The organism is Halomonas sp. Y3 (genome assembly GCF_024137965.1).
In the GTDB taxonomy this organism is placed as follows: domain Bacteria; phylum Pseudomonadota; class Gammaproteobacteria; order Pseudomonadales; family Halomonadaceae; genus Halomonas; species Halomonas mongoliensis.
Genome location: NZ_CP099975.1, coordinates 1,567,394 through 1,581,176 on the forward strand (window position 1 = coordinate 1,567,394; position 13,783 = coordinate 1,581,176).

14 protein-coding genes are annotated in these 13,783 nt (G+C 54.6%); 6 read left to right on the forward strand and 8 right to left on the reverse strand.

All coding sequences use genetic code 11. The features are described from left to right. The first annotated feature begins 284 nt into the window (after positions 1-284). From NHL60_RS07505 to NHL60_RS07530, 6 genes are all read left to right on the forward strand, one after another. Positions 285-1,037, forward strand: a complete 753-nt coding sequence (locus tag NHL60_RS07505; protein WP_253450927.1) for an SDR family NAD(P)-dependent oxidoreductase — start codon at positions 285-287, stop codon at positions 1,035-1,037. Positions 1,038-1,042: 5 nt separating this feature from the next. Then, positions 1,043-2,242, forward strand: a complete 1,200-nt coding sequence (locus tag NHL60_RS07510; RefSeq protein WP_253450930.1) for a hypothetical protein — start codon at positions 1,043-1,045, stop codon at positions 2,240-2,242. Beyond that, positions 2,242-3,462: a fatty acid desaturase gene (locus NHL60_RS07515; protein WP_253450932.1), complete on the forward strand. Its 1,221-nt coding sequence runs from the start codon at positions 2,242-2,244 to the stop codon at positions 3,460-3,462. The genes NHL60_RS07510 and NHL60_RS07515 overlap by 1 nt, the downstream gene beginning before the upstream one ends. Continuing rightward, positions 3,450-4,073, forward strand: a complete 624-nt coding sequence (locus tag NHL60_RS07520) for a 2OG-Fe(II) oxygenase (RefSeq protein WP_253450934.1) — start codon at positions 3,450-3,452, stop codon at positions 4,071-4,073. The genes NHL60_RS07515 and NHL60_RS07520 overlap by 13 nt, the downstream gene beginning before the upstream one ends. Before the next feature lie 56 nt (positions 4,074-4,129). Beyond that, a complete protein-coding gene (locus NHL60_RS07525) occupies positions 4,130-5,029 on the forward strand; it encodes a DMT family transporter (RefSeq protein WP_253450937.1) in 900 nt (299 codons plus the stop codon). 95 nt (positions 5,030-5,124) lie between these two features. Further along, the gene (locus tag NHL60_RS07530; RefSeq protein ID WP_253450940.1) at positions 5,125-6,321 is read left to right on the forward strand and encodes an alanine--glyoxylate aminotransferase family protein; all 1,197 of its coding nucleotides are present in this window, start codon (positions 5,125-5,127) and stop codon (positions 6,319-6,321) included. A 367-nt stretch (positions 6,322-6,688) separates the two neighbouring features. Here the strand turns inward: NHL60_RS07530 and NHL60_RS07535 are convergent, their stop codons facing one another. From NHL60_RS07535 to NHL60_RS07570, 8 genes are all read right to left on the reverse strand, one after another. Beyond that, positions 6,689-8,170: a PLP-dependent aminotransferase family protein gene (locus NHL60_RS07535; RefSeq protein WP_367399347.1), complete on the reverse strand. Its 1,482-nt coding sequence runs from the start codon at positions 8,168-8,170 to the stop codon at positions 6,689-6,691. After that, positions 8,106-8,555, reverse strand: a complete 450-nt coding sequence (locus tag NHL60_RS07540) for a permease (RefSeq protein ID WP_253450946.1) — start codon at positions 8,553-8,555, stop codon at positions 8,106-8,108. Before NHL60_RS07540 ends, NHL60_RS07535 begins: the two co-directional genes overlap by 65 nt. A gap of 93 nt (positions 8,556-8,648) precedes the next feature. Next, positions 8,649-9,869 (reverse strand): MFS transporter, encoded by a 1,221-nt coding sequence (locus NHL60_RS07545; RefSeq protein ID WP_253450948.1) that lies wholly within the window; start codon positions 9,867-9,869, stop codon positions 8,649-8,651. Between the two features lie 47 nt (positions 9,870-9,916). Further along, positions 9,917-10,201 carry an iron-sulfur cluster biosynthesis family protein gene (locus tag NHL60_RS07550; protein ID WP_253450951.1) on the reverse strand — a complete coding sequence of 95 codons (285 nt, stop codon included), beginning with the start codon at positions 10,199-10,201 and terminating at the stop codon, positions 9,917-9,919. An 18-nt stretch (positions 10,202-10,219) separates the two neighbouring features. Then, positions 10,220-11,305, reverse strand: coding sequence for an ACR3 family arsenite efflux transporter (gene arsB, locus NHL60_RS07555; protein WP_253450954.1), 1,086 nt, complete (start codon positions 11,303-11,305; stop codon positions 10,220-10,222). Positions 11,306-11,444: 139 nt separating this feature from the next. Next, positions 11,445-11,696 (reverse strand): hypothetical protein, encoded by a 252-nt coding sequence (locus NHL60_RS07560; protein ID WP_253450958.1) that lies wholly within the window; start codon positions 11,694-11,696, stop codon positions 11,445-11,447. A 90-nt stretch (positions 11,697-11,786) separates the two neighbouring features. Next, entirely contained in the window at positions 11,787-12,563 is a 777-nt protein-coding gene (locus NHL60_RS07565; protein ID WP_253450960.1) for an alpha/beta fold hydrolase, read from the reverse strand. Continuing rightward, complete coding sequence (locus NHL60_RS07570; RefSeq protein ID WP_253450963.1) at positions 12,563-13,750, reverse strand: acetyl-CoA C-acyltransferase; 1,188 nt, start codon at positions 13,748-13,750, stop codon at positions 12,563-12,565. Before NHL60_RS07570 ends, NHL60_RS07565 begins: the two co-directional genes overlap by 1 nt. Positions 13,751-13,783 lie beyond the last annotated feature (33 nt).

The window sequence follows — 13,783 nt, forward strand, 5'->3', positions numbered from 1 at the left end:
CGAATTCCACACCCAGCGACGAAGAACCAAATTGTTATGGGTGCAATAAAAATCTTGACTGATATTTTGTCTCTATTTTAGGATTAATTGTATTGCATCACTTTAAGAATAAGGGGGTGTTTTTGTGGACAATATATTTATACAACCTAGCTCGGTACATGGAGCCAACGCAAAATGTACTCGCCGTGACTTCTAATGCAAAACTTCATTAGTGGTAAATGAGGTTGGGTGTTGGATATTAGTCAAAGGATGGGTTAAGGGTGTGGTGATATCAGGGAGGATTTGTGAGTTCTTATCGTCTTTTAGAAGGTAAAGTGGCAGTTATATCAGGAGTTACCTCTGGCATAGGGAAGGCCTGTGCTGAACTCCTTATTGAGAAAGGCTGCAGGGTGATTGGGATAGGTCGACGTGCTGATCGCTTAGATAAATTAAAAGAAGCATGGGGTGCTGAGTCTTTTTCTGGAATTGAGTGTGATCTAGAAGATAGTGAAAGTATACGGAGATTTCTTGATCAAATACCCAGTGGGTTTAGGCCAGTTAATGTTTTACTAAATAATGCGGGTCTTATCCAAGGGGATGGTCAGCTGACAAGCTTGGATCTGAAACAGATCGAGACAATGATAAACATAAATGTCAGGGGGCTCGTCTTATTAACTCAAGCTATGGTTGATGAGCTGGAAAAAGATGGGCAAATCGTAAATATTACATCTATCGGAGCTCATTATCACTATAGTAATGGCCATGTATATGCTGCGTCGAAGGCATTTGTTGATCATTTCGGGCGTTGCATGCAAGCTGAGCTCATTGACAGTCAAATCAGGGTGACAAACATTGCTCCTGGGAAAACTCTAACTGAGTTTTCATTAGTTCAGTTCAATGGTGATCATGAAAAAGCCGAGGCGCAATACAAGAACATGTGTCCTCTGTCGCCAGATGACGTGGCCAATGCAGTGTTATGGACACTGAGTCAGCCTACACACGTCAATGTTAACAGAATTGAACTGATGCCCTCAGGACAGAACCTAAGTTTTAGGTGATTGCAATGTTTGAAGAGCTGGAGCAGTTTAGTGTCAGGGGGAAGCTGACGCCTAAAATCATCAGCAAGAATATATTGCCTCACGTCGTTTCTGGCACATCTCCCTCAAAGGTTTTAGTTGAGAAGTTGAATATCGAAAATGATATAATAAGGCTTTCTAAGATATATAGGTCATATCAAGAGCCAAGTGATATGGATGAGGGAAGCCCTAGATATCTTCCATTCTATCGTTACATAAAGACAAAATTCCCGGAATTTGGTTGGAAAGTAATGATGAGAAATGAAAAGCCGATGGTGATTCTTGACTTACCATATATAGACCATCGCGAACCATCTCTTCTGAAGCTACTAATTTCTGCAATGAATGGTAATACTGAGACAACACCAGCGTTAGCAATTCGCTACCCTCGGTTAAGTGAGCTTCCAACAGGCTTGGTGGCGGATATTGAGCTCGTATTCAAGGATCTATCTGTTTCCTATTGTGCAAAGCATTTTATTGATGCCTTTACACAGTCCATTCAGGCTGGTCTGAATGGAAAAGAAGTGACGCTAGTCTCTCCTGTTTGCCCTGATTATGGGTATGAGAAAAAGGAAGGGAAGTACCGATATACATTTGAAGAACTTGGAGATGGAATAGGATTAGTCGCACAGCGAGTGGTGCGTGCGCTACCAAAACTAATGGAAGTATTGGTGCGTCACGGAATTAAAACAAATGTGGCTGTAGCTGCAGGTGACTTCGAAGGCTTTGATTCTGCAACCCTTCAGCGAGTTAGTGAAACCCATGAAACATTTAGAGCAAAAATTGTTTCCAGCCAAAGCAGGATATTGAAAGCCTTAGGAGGGAATGCTGAATCTATTATGATCTCTGATGAAGTGGGTGGAGAAAAATCATGGGAGAGACTAGTAAACGAAGCAAAGGGAAGATTGAAGGAGGGGGACTATGGGAGTATTGAAATTGGGGATGTCAATATACATGAAATATTGGACTCTAGGATTCCATTATATAGGGAGTGGCATGTTGGAAAAGATAGAAATCAGCTCTTAGATATCTTGCTTCAGCAAGCAGCTGAATATTCAGTCATGGGGAAGTTGTTCTCCGAAAGATGGGGAAACCCAATTGTGATCGGGGCTGACCATAACATGATGCAACCATTCTATTGGCTATACAAAAAAATTCCAGTTGTATATCTCAGTCGGGTGTACTGATGAGTCTTGGTAAGAGTGAAATAGGCAATACTCGCTACTGTAATTATGGATATCAATATAATGTAAGGGAAGCTTACAAGGGGCTCCCTTTTCAATTTCTATGGACTTGGGTGACAGGAAAAGGGGTTGAGCTAAATGATAGTGAGTTGTCTATTAAAAAATCAAGATCTAGTGAAGTTTTTTTAGTGTTTCATTTGATATATACATGGGCTTTATTGGCATTGTCTTTTCTACTAGGGGCTGCTGCCCTGACAAATATCTCCCTCTTTTGGTGGGTCATTCCTATTAGCTGGGTGATTTCAGTTAATAGGCTTAGGAGCTTGCAAGCCACATTTCATTACATGACACACGGCTCTGTTGTCAAAGATGTAGGAAGGGCCAAGTTGTATTCGTTGATCTTTCTTACCACACCATTGCTGTATGTTTGTTGGGATAGGTATAGAGTAAGTCATGTGAGGGAGCATCACCACTTGCGAGTTCTATGCACTGAGACTGATCCGGACCAAGAGTTTATCGCTCAACAAGGCTTTCGATTGGGAATGCCAGAGCGTGAATATTGGCTTAAGGTGTGGTTGACTCCATTAAGGCCTGACTATCTTGTAGAAGAGTGGTGGGGGCTGATAAAAGATAATTTTATATATCCTAGTCGTACAGAGGTCGTATATAGAGCTACTTTCTGGGGCTTGATTATAGCTATTGTGAGCTTTCTTGGCATATGGTTGGAATTCTGTTTGCTATTCTTAGTGCCGAGATTGATCATGTTTCCTCATTCTATGTGGCTGCAACTGATCACAGAACACCTTTGGTTTTACCAAAAAGGAAATCATCAGACTAGAAAGGAGCTTTATGGAAATTTAACCTGGGGCAGGTTTCAAGGTAGACCTGTGCCTGAAACAGGGATATTTAAAAAATTTGAATGGGTTGTTAAGATATTTATTCTGGATGTTCCGGTAAGGCTATATATATACCCTCAGGACCTGCCAAACCATGACTTTCATCATCGCATGCCATCAGTAAGCTATAAAAATATTGCTGATGTTAGGGCCTCATATGAGCTGAAACCCAGTGATTATGGCCCAATGTTAGAGGTGTGGGGGTTTATGTCAACGCTATACATGATAAGGGATCATCTCTGTCGAGGTTTAACTACTCCATTCAGGTTAAGCATTGACGGTGCTGACGTTGTTAATGTACAAGGAGAGAGGAAATGCAGCAGTTAATTGAAAAATCAAGATTTGGCCTAGCTTCAAAAGCATTTTTTGAGATGTCAGCCAAAGACATACTGGATGATGAAGAGCTGGGTTATTTAGAACGTTCGTGTGACGAAATACCTAAGGAAATAATAGAAATAGGTGATGTTGGGGAGAGTAATCGTCTTGCCGTTGGACGGTTTATGGAGGATAAGAAGGGTGAAGTTCCTGTGTATAGGAATGACCCAGTAGGAAAGGCGGTGGTAGATATTTTATCATCTGGTAAGTGTAAAGAATTTTTCTCTGGGATTATGGGTGGCGAGTATTTCATTCGCCGTTGTCAATCCAATATCTTGGATGAAGGTTGTTTCATTGGAAAGCATATAGACACGTATAGTAATTTTGAGTATAAGTATTCCGTGGTTGTCCAGTTTGGAAAAGACTATGAAGGAGGAGAGTTCTTCGTAGACTACGAGGGGAAAGAATACGTTACCAAGACATCTTATTTGGACGTTCTGGTTAATAAGTGTGAGGTCCCCCATGGGGTTCGCGCCGTGACTGAAGGAAAGCGTACCAGTTTAGTGTTTTTTCTAAGTAAATCTCCTTTGGGTCAGGCGAACTTGATTAATAAACAAATTTGATCATTGCAATCTATTCAGCCAGCTATGGCTGGCTGAACCACTGTAAGGCATAAGAAATGTCCATATCTAATACGCAACAAATAAGTCCAGATAACAGCCAGGACGTCCAAGCTTACCTGTTAGGTTTTATCTCTGTTGCAGCTTTTGCAATGACTCTGCCGGCAGCTAAAGCGTTGGTAGGACAACTTGGGTCGATAGAGATAGGTATATTTCGTTCGGTTTTAGCTGCAATCCCAGCGGTTTTAATTCTCATATTTTCAAAGGCGAAAATCCCGAGTTTTTCTCAGATAAAACGTCTGTTCTTAACATCTCTGGGTATAGTATATGGATTTCCTATACTAACTGCACTAGGGATGCAGTATGTGCCGGTTAGCCATGGAGGCGTAATGTTGGCAGCATTGCCGCTGTCTACTGCAATATTTGGTACTCTGATTACTGGTACTCGTCCCTCTTATAAATTCTGGGTGGTTGCGGTGCTAGGGTTTTTAGTGGTCTTTTTATACTCAGTAGTATACTCTGGTGCAACTGGTGTATATCTTGGAGATATCGCTCTTCTTGGTGCTGTTGTTTTAGCTGGATTTGGGTATGCCCAGGGTGGGGCTCTTTCCTCTGAAATGTCTGGATGGAAGGTTATGTGCTGGACGCTGGTTATCAGTCTTCCAATTTTGTTACCTGTTAGTATTTATATTTACGACAATGAGGCTTTTATATCGCTCTCTGTCAACGGAATGATGGCGCTAGGATTCCTTGCATTCATCAATTCCCTTCTTGGATTTTTCTCTTGGAATAGAGCATTAGCATTAGGAGGAATACAGCGCATTAGTCAATTGCAGCTATTGCAGCCATTTATCACTTTTGTCTTCGCCATCGTCTTGATGGGGGAGTCATGGGACTGGGTTACGGCTATAGTTTGTGTAGTTGTGGTTGGATTGGTTTATATATCTAAGAGAGTTTAGTTTAAGGTATTCGGCTGGTAATTTCTTTACCACTGGCTAAATTATTTTAGTGTTATTGTGAGCCGCATATTAATACTTTATGGTTGAAAAATCACATGAGAATTGCACCAAAAGTAGACCATCTTAGTGACATATTACCAGATGAACCCCTTCTCATGATGGGAGCTGGGCCTGTACCAATTCCAAATTCGGTTTCTTCGGCAAATGGTATTGTCATCAACCATCTTGGTGATGCGATGTCACGTGTCATAGAGCAAATTAAGGTGATGGGACGATACATTTTTCAAACTGATTCTCCATGGCTGATGGGCGTCGCTGGACCTGGGTCTGCAGCAATGGAAATGGCTGTGTCTAATCTTATATGGCCAGGCACGAAAGTATTGTGTGTATGTAATGGTTTTTTTAGTAAAAGACTTGCGGAAATGTCTCGTCGTGTCGGAGGAGTGGTTGAAATAATTACAGTTCCTGAAGGGGAGGGGGTAAATCCTGATGTCATATCTAAAAAGCTAGAAATCTTTAATCCCGATATTTTGACTATAGTGCAGGGGGAAACTTCTCATACAACTCATAATACTGATTTAGGTGAGGTGTCAAAGCTGGCTGGACAGATAGGGTGTTTGGTGATAGTTGATGCAGTATGTACACTCAGTACCATGGAGCTACCCATGGATGCATGGGGAGTAGATGCGGTGATAACTGGGGGGCAAAAAGGGCTAAGCTCTATTCCTGGTGTATCATTAGTCGCTTTCTCAGAGTGTGCATGGCGACGAGTTGAATCTCGTAGAGCTCCGATGGTACACTGGACCTTAGATGCTAAGTTAGCCACTAAATTCTGGCATGATGCATCCTACCACTATACTGCGCCGGTCTCGGGATTGTTAGCATTACACGAGGCTATGCGCTTAGTATGTCATGAAACACTTGAGTTGCGTTTTGAACGTCATCGAGTTAGTAGCCAAGCATTGCAGTCAGGAATTGAAGCTCTTGGTCTTAGGCTATACGTGCCTAAAGCATATAGGCTAAACTCTGTGGTTGGAGTGAAACTTCCTCAAAATATAGAAGCGAAAACCGTTTGTGCTCATATCGCCAAGAGGCATAGAGTGGAAATTGCGGGATCCTTTGGGCCTCCTATTATTAGAATTGGTCAAATGGGTGAGCAGTGCCGTGCTCATAATTTGTTTCGTACTCTGCATGCGCTGGGCTCTACATTTAATGAGTTGGGTTGTGATTTGAATGTTCCGGAAGGAATGGCCCAACTTGAGAACTACTTACTGAAGAGCGATTTTGCTTGAACTCTTTGTGTAGGTGAAGAGTGTACAGTGACAGTATTCACCTGACACAAGCCCCGTGGGCTCTCTATAGTTAAGCAGTGTTTTCTGCCATTTTCCTGGTTCTTTCTCCGTCGCTTTGGGGAGTCCTTTCTTGAAGAAGGCATCGGGTGTCATCCCCTTCATGTTGCGGCCTTGGTGGGGGGTGGCAGGGAGGAAACATTTTACCCCACCGATGGCTGCCAGGCAGATGTGGCGGGATTTATGCAGCGTTTCCCTAGAGTAGAGAAGGCATTTGTTTCCCTCAAAGCCAAACATCTTTTCCGTCACGAAATGCACTAAGCTTTAGAGAGCTATGATCGGAGAAAAATGGGTGACAATATAAAAGTCCTTACAATGGTCGCCACGTCAGAGAGCGGGGTTCCTGCAATGTATCATGAATTATATCAAGAGCCTTCGCTAACACTTTTCTACTAGAAGCAGCGCCTAAGCTTAACCGTACGGCCTGAGGCGCTGGTTCGCTCCCCACACAGAATGGTTCCGCTCCCGTTATACGGACATTTCGCTGCTCTAAAGTTGCGGTTAATGCCGAGGCGCGCACACCATCTGGCAATGGCAGCCAGAGGTTATTGCCGTGCGAACACCCTGTAGGGAAATATTTAGACAAGCGTTCTCGTGCCATACCCTGTCGCACGGACTGCTCTAATGTTTGCCAAGAAATTAGCTTATCTGCTTCCTCTCCTTCCACCCAGCGACAAACCGCTTCTACCATCAATGGAGGAACCATCCAGTTTTGAGCGCGTACAGCTGCGCTTAAACGCTCATGCATGGCTTTGGGAACCACCAGAGCTCCAACTCGCAACCCTCCTGCTAGCACTTTTGCTGTGCTGAAGATAAATAGAGTTCGATCTGGTGCCAACTTGTATATAGGAGTTCCGCAGTCTGCTTGTGGTAGATACTGCACCCCGTCTTCGATAATCCAAAACTCGTGACGATTAGCCAGCTCCGCTAATTGTTTCCGTTTTTCTTCACTGAGTGCTATCCCTGTAGGGTTGTTTTGATCAGGAGTAACATAAACTAATCGCGGAGGCTGCTGCGTACAGAGGCGCCTCAGTGCATCAATATCCATGCCGTCAGGCTCTAATGGGACTCCCATTGTTTTTAGATGTGCTTGGCGTGCTGCACCTATAAGGCCAGGATAAGTGAGAGAGTCGGCAACGATCCTCTCCCCGGGGCGGGTTAATGCTCGCAATGCTAGATCTATTCCATGCTGCCCACCCTGTGTCATTACTAAGGCCTCAGCCTCTACAGGCATTCCGAGTCTTGCCATCCAATCAGCAAAGCGAGCGCGGTAGAGGTGCACGCTTCGCTCGGGATGATACTCCACGGCCCGTCGTAATATAGTCTCGTCGCAAGAAATTTCACTCAGAATACGACCCAGTTCTGTAGCTCTTAAAGGGTGAGGTGGAGGTAGGCTTAAGCTAAGGTCAATTAAGCCGTCTTCACTGTCTGTAGGCGCCGCTAGGAAGCTCGGCGGCTCTTTGGCATCAGAATTACAGACATACGTCCCGCTCCCCATCCGACCAGCAACCCACCCCTGTCGTTCAGCCTCAGCATATGCGCGCGTAACGGTGCCCACTGTCACCCCCAGTTGCTCTGCTAAACGACGTTGAGGTGGAAGTCTCTGTCCTGGTGACAGTTCTCCTGCTTGTACAGCCTGCGCAATAGCATCGCTGATTGCACGGTAGAGAGCTCCTTTCCCATCTAGGGCTGGAATCCAAATTGACATGGGTACAATGCTCCTTTTCCTATAGATCACAACCATGACAATGACACACTGTATTGGCCAGTACAAAGCTCTCCAGAGGCGCATCTAAGGAAACGCTGCACAAATCCTGCCGGAGCTGCCTCGCAGCGACCGGCAGGGTCCCGGAGACCGAGGCCATGCCGAAGGCCACCGGCTTGGGGGCGCTGGGCCCCAGGTAGCGCATCACCGCGCCCTGGCTCAGGTAGGTGGCCATGGCGCCGGCGATCACGAAGGCCGGGAGCAGGCAGAGGATCACGTGCTCCTGGGCGTACCAGTGGGTCAGCCGGATGCCCTCCAGCACGGCGTTGTCGAAGCGCGCCGTGCCGGCGGGCATGAAGTAGATCAGCAGGAAGATCCCCACCACGGCACCCAGCCAGCGGACCTGCTCGGGGTTCTCCCGGGCCATGGCCAGCAGGCGGCGGGGGACGGGAAGGGAGTTGGGATCTGACATGGCAGGGGTCCTGGCCAGGGGAAAATATCACGCCCAGTGTATGCGGAAATCCATATATCTTACAGGTCCCTCTTGCCGCCGGGATGACGCCGGTCAAGTCTGCTGCCGACCGGCGCCTTTATGGTCCGCCGGCGTGTCCGGGAGTTCGCGCAGGCCGCGCATGGCCCAGAGCCCGAGCAGCGGGCCCGGCAGCAGCCACCACAGCACCCAGGTGCCCTGCAGCTGCCACAGGGTGGTGGTGATCGCGATGGCGGGAATGGTCAGGGCGAAGCCCACGGCGTTCATTATCGCCAGGGTCGACCCCACCCGCTCGCGCGGCGCGCTGGCCGCCGCCAGGGCGGAGAACTGCGGCGAGTCGGCGATCACCGTCAGCCCCCAGAGCGCCAGCAGCCCCAGCAGCAGGCCGGGCGGCGCCCAGGGCAGCAGCGGATAGGCCAGGCAGAGCGTGCCGGAGATGGCGAGTGCCCGGCGCGCCACCCAGAGGCTGCCGAGCCGGCGGCTGAGGACGCCACCGCCGACGCAGCCCGCCAGGCCGAGGGCGATCACCGCAAAGGAGAGCCAGGGGATGAGGTCGCTGGAGGCGCCGAGGCGTGCCACCTCCCGTGCGACCACGAAGGGCGTCAGCATCCAGAGCGCATAGAGTTCCCAGCAGTGGCCGAAGTAGCCCGCCGCCACGGCGCGAAAGCGCCGCTCACCAAGGGCCGCCAGGCCCTCCAGCAGCCGCGCCTTGCCGCTGGCCGGGGGCAGGTGGGGGCCGTCGCCCAGGCGCAGGATCAGGGCGCCGCCCAGCAGCGCGAGGGCCGAGGCGCCGAGCAGCGGCCACTCCCAGGGCAGGCCCAGGGTGGAGCCGCGCAGCAGGTGGGGCAGGGCGGTGCCCAGGGTCAGCATGCCGACGAGCCAGGCCAGCGCCGCCCCGGTATGCCTTGGCGTCCAACCGATCACCAGCTTCATGCCCAGGGGGTAGATGCCGGCCAGGCAGAGCCCGGTGGCGAAGCGCAGCAGCAGACTCAGGGGCGGATGGGCGGCGGCGAGCACGAAGCCGGCATTGGCCAGGGCGCCGAGCAGGCAGGAGAGGGCGAAGATGCGGCTGGCGCGAAAGCGGTCGGCCAGTCCGGTGGCGGCCAGGGTCAGGGTGCCGACGATGAAGCCCGCCTGGACGCTCAGGGTCAGGCGGCCCAGGTCCGCCTCGGAGAGGCCCAGGTCCCGGGTAAGCGACAGGCCTACTCCGTTCACCGAGAACCACAGCGAGGTGCCGCAGAGCTGGGCCAGCACGATGAGCACCAGGGGGTGACGCTGCCAGAGGGAAGAGGTCATGCCTCGATCCTCGTTCGCCGGACGGGCCCAGCGCAAGCCTTGGCGGCTCAGCGCTTCAACGGTGCGCCGTCCACGTAGAGATGGCGGAAGATCCCCCAGCCCTCCAGGTCGACGGAAAGCCCCTCGTCAACGAGCTCCGGCGCGAGATAGACCCTGATGCCTTCACGCTCGAGATGCCGGTAGCCGGCGGGATCGTCGGGCTCGACGGCATCGGCCACCGCAAGGCTCGCCATGCCGCCGCAGCAGCCGTGGCGGGGGGCGAGGCGCACCGTCACCACGCCCCCCTTGCGCTGGATGAACTCCCTTGCCCGTCGGCTGATCGCGATGGCCATGCTCTTCTCCCTACCGGGTCAGGGTGCCGCCTCGGCGGCGGCCGGGAAGTGGTGGCGGGTCTTGTTGGCGATGCGCACCAGCGCGAGCATCAGCGGCACCTCGACCAGCACCCCCACCACGGTGGCCAGTGCCGCGCCGGACTGCAGGCCGAACAGGGCGATGGCGGCGGCCACGGCGAGCTCGAAGAAGTTGCTGGCGCCGATCATCGCCCCCGGGGCGGCGACGTTGTGGGGCACCTTCCAGGCCTTGGCCCAGCCGTAGGCGATAAAGAAGATCAGCACCGTCTGGATGATCAGCGGGATGGCGATCAGCACGATATGCAGCGGGTTAGCCAGTATCACGTCGCCCTGGAAGGCAAACAGCAGCACCAGGGTGATGATCAGCCCGATGGGGGTGATCGGCCCCACCTTCTTCATGAAGACGTTGTCGTACCACTCGGCGCCGTGGCGGGCGATCAGGGTGCGCCGGGTCAGGTAGCCGGCGGCGAGCGGAATCACGATGTAGAGGAAGACCGACAGCGCCACCGTGTCCCAGGGCACCTGGATATTGGAGATGCCGAGCAGGAGGACCACGATGGGGGCGAAGGCGAAGAGCATGATCAGGTCGTTGAGCGACACCTGCACCAGGGTATAGGCGGCGTCGCCCCGGGTCAGATAGCTCCAGACAAAGACCATGGCGGTACAGGGTGCGGCCCCCAGCAGGATGGCGCCGGCCAGGTACTGGCTGGCCAGGGGCTCGGGGATGAAGGGGCGGAACACCACCATCAGGAAGAACCAGGCGATGGCGAACATGGTGAAGGGCTTGATCAGCCAGTTCACCGTGGTGGTGATGACCAGCCCCTTGGGCTGGCGGCGCACCCCCAGCACGGCGGAGAAGTCGATCTGCGCCATCATCGGGAAGATCATCGCCCAGATCAGGATCGCCACCGGGATCGACACCTGGGCGACCTCGAAGCGCGACAGTGTCTCGGGCACCGCCGGGGCGAACTGGCCGAGCAGTACCCCGGCGACGATGGCCAGGGCCACCCACAGCGAGAGGTAGCGCTCGAAGCGGCCCATCCCCTCGGCGACACTGGGTGCCTGGGAATCCTTGGAGGTGGTCATGTACAAGATCCTTTGGCCGGGAACTCTATATATGGATTTCCGTATATCTTACGGACCATGGCGCTACTTGGCCAATCGATAGGGGCCAATCGAGAGCGGTGAACCGCGAGCGGTCAAGCGAGCGCTCTCTTGCGCCCGCTCAAGGCGCGTTGCGCTGGGCCGGGGCGCGTTGGAAGGCCGGGGAGATCTCGCTCGGGTCCTGCTTCTCACGCTGCTTGGCGGCGGCCTCGGCCCACCAGCTGAGTTGGCCCAGGGTGCGCCCGAAGTAGCCGGCCCAGCGGTCCGGATCGTCCTGGAAGCGGCCCTCCTCGTCGAGGGCCTCCTGGGCCTTGGGCACGTGGATCATCGCCGAGACCGGCAGGCAGCCTAGCTCCGAGAGGAAGGTGCGCATGGCCACCGCCGCCCGAGTGCCAATGAGTGCGTTGGGAGGCGCCCCCGAAAGGCCAGGGGCCGTTCGAGACCCCTGGTGGATGCGGACGCGTCAGCGACTGGCGGAGAGGAACTCGGCCACGATGGCGGCGAGCCGCTCCGGGCACTCCCGGTGGGGCACGTGACTGCAGGGCAGGATGACGGGGTCGGCGGGGCCCGGGGTGAGCGCCGCAATGCGCCGGGGCTGGGCCAGGGAACCGTACTCGTCGTGCTCGCCGTGGATGGCCAGGGCAGGGCAGGAGACCCGCGCCAGGGCGGCGTCCAGCTGCCAGCCCTCGAAGGCCTCGGAGTGCCAGTTCTCCACCCAGCTTCGCAGCACCCACTCGGCCTTGTCGCCGTGATGGCGCTCAAGCCGCCCCAGGGCACCGGGCTCGGCGAAGGCGGCCTCGGCCTCGCGGATGCCGGCCAGGGTGCGCGGCTCGATGAAGGCCTGAGCCGCCACGGTGATCAGCGCCTCGCAGCCGTCGGCGTGCTGGCCGGCCACTTCCACCGCCATTCCGCCGCCCACGCTGTGGCCTAGGGCCACGAAGCGCTCCAGGGCGAAGTGCTCGCGCACACGGGCGAAGGCGTCGCGGGGCTCATCGGCGATGAAGCTGGCCGGCTGGGGCCCCGGATACGGCGCCGAGCGCCCGTAACCGCGGCGGTCGTAGGCGATCACCTCGCGGTCGGTGGTGAGGGCGAGCAGGGTAGGGAAGTCCCGCCACAGCCCCACGCAGCCCAGCGAATCGTGCAGCAGCACGATGGGGGGCGCAGCCGGCTCGGGCGTTTCCGACCGCCAGCGGGCGACGTGAAGGTCGCCCGCCGGGGTCTCGAGGGTCACGGCCTGCATCAGTCGATCAGCTCGATGGCCACCGCGGTGGCTTCGCCGCCGCCGATGCAGAGGCTGGCGATGCCGCGCTTGCCGCCGCGGGTGCGCAGGGCGTGGATCAGGGTGGCGATGATGCGCGAGCCGGTGGAGCCGATGGGGTGGCCCTGGGCGCAGGCGCCGCCGTAGACGTTGACCTTGTCATGGGGGATGTCGAGTCCGTCCATGGCCAGCAGGGTGACCACCGCGAAGGCCTCGTTGATCTCGAACAGGTCGACGTCCTCGACCGTCCAGTCGAGCTTCTTCATCAGCTTGTCGATGGCGCCCACCGGGGCGATGGTGAACTCGCTGGGGTGCTGGGAGTGGGTGCTATGGCCAAGCATGCGCGCCAGGGGCTTGGCGCCGAGGCGATCCGCTGCTGCCTGGCTGGCCAGGATCAGCGCCGATGCGCCGTCGGAGATGGAGCTCGAGTTGGCCGCGGTGATGGTGCCCTCCTTGGCGAAGGCGGGGCGCAGCGAGCGGATCTTGTCCAGCTTGGCCTGGAATGGCTGCTCGTCATGCTCGACGACGCTCTCACCCTTGCGGGTGGTGACGGTGACCGGGGCCATCTCGGCGTCCAGGTGGCCGGCGTTGGTGGCCGCCATGGCGCGCTCCAGCGACGCGATGGCGAAGTCGTCCAGGCGCTCGCGGCTGTAGTCGCGGGCGGTGGCGATGTCCTGGGCGAAGACCCCCATCAGCTTGCCGGTCTCGGCGTCCTCGAGGCCGTCCAGGAACATATGGTCCTTGAGCTCGCCGTGGCCGAGGCGATAGCCGGTACGCGCCTTGGTGAGCACGTGGGGGGCATTGGACATGGACTCCATGCCGCCGGCCAGCATCACCTCGGCGCTGCCGGCGCGGATCAGGTCGTGGGCCAGCATGGTGGCCTTCATGCCGGAGCCGCACAGCTTGTTGATGGTGGTGGCGCCGGTGCCATCGGGGATGCCGGCCTGGCGCATGGCCTGGCGGGCCGGGCCCTGCTTGACGCCGCCGGGCAGCACGCAGCCCAGGATGCCCTCGTCGATGCTGGACGCCTCGATGCCGGCGCGCTCGATGGCGGCACGGATGGCGACGGCGGCGAGCTCCGGCGCGGTCATGCTGGAGAGGCTGCCGAGCATCCCGCCCATGGGGGTGCGAGTGGCGGCGAGGAAGACGATATCGTTGGCGTGGCTCATGGTAATTCTCCCGGTGTGGCGTCGTGCGGCGTG

Bases quoted from the DNA above. Each gene is read 5' to 3' on its own strand.
- NHL60_RS07570 (WP_253450963.1), bottom strand. From the start codon at position 13,750: ATGAGCCACGCCAACGATATCGTCTTCCTCGCCGCCACTCGCACCCCC.
- NHL60_RS07520 (WP_253450934.1), top strand. From the start codon at position 3,450: ATGCAGCAGTTAATTGAAAAATCAAGATTTGGCCTAGCTTCAAAAGCA.
- NHL60_RS07540 (WP_253450946.1), bottom strand. From the start codon at position 8,555: ATGTCAGATCCCAACTCCCTTCCCGTCCCCCGCCGCCTGCTGGCCATG.
- NHL60_RS07530 (WP_253450940.1), top strand. From the start codon at position 5,125: ATGAGAATTGCACCAAAAGTAGACCATCTTAGTGACATATTACCAGAT.
- NHL60_RS07565 (WP_253450960.1), bottom strand. From the start codon at position 12,563: ATGCAGGCCGTGACCCTCGAGACCCCGGCGGGCGACCTTCACGTCGCC.
- NHL60_RS07515 (WP_253450932.1), top strand. From the start codon at position 2,242: ATGAGTCTTGGTAAGAGTGAAATAGGCAATACTCGCTACTGTAATTAT.
- NHL60_RS07560 (WP_253450958.1), bottom strand. From the start codon at position 11,696: ATGCGCACCTTCCTCTCGGAGCTAGGCTGCCTGCCGGTCTCGGCGATG.
- NHL60_RS07545 (WP_253450948.1), bottom strand. From the start codon at position 9,869: ATGACCTCTTCCCTCTGGCAGCGTCACCCCCTGGTGCTCATCGTGCTG.
- NHL60_RS07525 (WP_253450937.1), top strand. From the start codon at position 4,130: ATGTCCATATCTAATACGCAACAAATAAGTCCAGATAACAGCCAGGAC.
- NHL60_RS07510 (WP_253450930.1), top strand. From the start codon at position 1,043: ATGTTTGAAGAGCTGGAGCAGTTTAGTGTCAGGGGGAAGCTGACGCCT.
- NHL60_RS07535 (WP_367399347.1), bottom strand. From the start codon at position 8,170: ATGCGCCTCTGGAGAGCTTTGTACTGGCCAATACAGTGTGTCATTGTC.
- NHL60_RS07550 (WP_253450951.1), bottom strand. From the start codon at position 10,201: ATGGCCATCGCGATCAGCCGACGGGCAAGGGAGTTCATCCAGCGCAAG.
- arsB (WP_253450954.1), bottom strand. From the start codon at position 11,305: ATGACCACCTCCAAGGATTCCCAGGCACCCAGTGTCGCCGAGGGGATG.